This is a genomic window from Ferruginibacter sp., from assembly GCF_014377975.1.
Taxonomy (GTDB): domain Bacteria; phylum Bacteroidota; class Bacteroidia; order Chitinophagales; family Chitinophagaceae; genus Ferruginibacter.
Genome location: NZ_JACMOO010000169.1, coordinates 1 through 2,096, shown reverse-complemented (window position 1 = coordinate 2,096; position 2,096 = coordinate 1). Strand labels below are relative to the sequence as shown.

1 protein-coding gene is annotated in these 2,096 nt (G+C 33.8%); it reads right to left on the bottom strand.

Translation table 11 applies throughout. The features are described from left to right. Positions 1–728 precede the first annotated feature (728 nt). On the bottom strand, positions 729–2,096 hold a 1,368-nt coding region (locus tag H7254_RS09625; protein WP_301932762.1), incomplete at its 5' end, for a hypothetical protein.

Here is a 2,096-nt window from a genome sequence, read left to right as displayed (position 1 = left end):
TCTTCCACGTGTGCCATGTAAACAGGTATATACTTTTCAATGGCAACAAATATCCGATCAATTAAAATTTGCCTTTCATTCTTTTCCATTTCAGTTAAAGGGTTTAAATATTGAATATTGTGATGCCTAAATCCAGCAGTACAACCTACCTAAGGTTGCGACAATTTTATAAAAAACAAAAGATAAAGGCGTACTGTAAATATATTCAAGGAATGCAGGTATTCAAAAAACTTATTTTCGGTTGCAAAGGGCAGCTTGATAAGGTATGGTAAAATTATCAGCATCTTGTGCAAGGGTATTTACCAATTTTGTGATATCGAGCTTGAAGTTGCATTCATTTTCCGGCAACAAAACTTAAATGGTAAGCCCTGCAGCTGATTAGGCATTTAAGCTAGCGGGGAAATATAAAGTAGTGTAGGTATTTTGTGTTTACTTACATAAAATTTGTTGTAAGATTCAAGTTTTCTATGGTAGATATTGTTAAAAATCAACAAACTTAATTTTTATAAATCGTTTGGGAGGCTGGTATTTTTTTTTGAAAAGGCAGCATCTGCAGATTAGTAGTTTTATGTTTGAACACTGAAGTATAATTAATAATAAAAGCTGGTGCTTTAGTAAAAAGCACCAGCTTTATATTTTGTTTATCGATGGCTAAATTTTGCAGATAAATTATCCAATACCTTATCGATACGGGTTCCATCACCATATTCATCTGGCAAAAAACAGTATTATTCTTTTATTAACCAGGTGGTAAGATTTACAGATTTACCCGATAATTGTACTTTGTATTTGCCCCTTGCTACATATTGATTGATAGTAAAAGTTTGCGCTGCACTGCCGCCAGCATGATTCACTGAAAAACTCTTTATTAACTGGCCATCCATACTGTATAGCTGAAGACTATAAATGCCTTTTTCTAAATGGTTGATTTGTAAGGTTACATTGTTATCCTTTATAATGTTACCATATACCACAATGTTTTTTTCGGCATTAATACCGCTAATATCCACCTTCATAATAGAGCTGTAATGGTCTTTTTCTTTAAAACTGCTTGATTTTATTCTATAGTAATGTATGCCTTGGACAGCATTTACATCTAACCAACTGTAAGCTGCATTGCCGCCGATATTTACCATTGTTTTTATGGTTGCTGCCTTTGTAAAATTGATACCGTTAGATGAATGCTGTACTTCATATTCCTTAATATTCAAATGATTGGCTGTTTTCCATTCTACGGATATATTTTTTTGCACCCGATAGGCTTTTACGGATATAAAAGTGACCGGCAATATCACCTGCTTTGCAAATACAATACTAAAACGATTAACGGCGTAAGAAGCCGGATCTGCGGTAACATTGAAAACAATATCTGTTATCCCTCCCATATTTAATACAGTATTATTTGTAGCACCCGAAAAATTATCTTTAAGTATAGCATACAAGCTACTGTTGATCATCGATTCGGTTGTTATCTGCAATTTATAATTCTGCTGCTTTAACTTATATACATTTAAAAAGGTGGTATCATTTCCATCGATGGTTTGCCTTCTTTCTATGGCTAAATTTTTATCTTCCCTACCAATACAGATATTTTCCCCAATATTAATTAATTTGTTTGCATCATTTTTATCTACCGCATTGACATTATTGTTATCATAAGTAGTAAGCACGCCATCAGAAAATGATGCGGTACCATCTGGTTTTACAGCAAATAAATTGATCCTGATTTTTTCATTGCCATAAACAGGTCTGAACAATTGATCGCTTCCGGCATTGTTTTTATCTGTTTCTTTAAAGGTGAGATTACCTGGATTAATACCATCCAGCGATTCTATAAAAAAAGCTTCTCCGCTAGGGATGTACCTACTAACCAATCTTGTAGAAGTGGTAGCATCGTAGGTTTTGGAAGAGCTGTTCCAAATCATTGTTACATAAGCGCCCACTCCGTTACTACCGCCCATTTGTGGATCCCATATATAAAACTTATCATTTACATTGTTTTTAGTGATCGTATGAAAATCTATAGGTGAAGGATATGGATTTCCTATAAGTGTGGTATTAAGTGCATTAATATTTACAGCAAAATTTCCGGTATT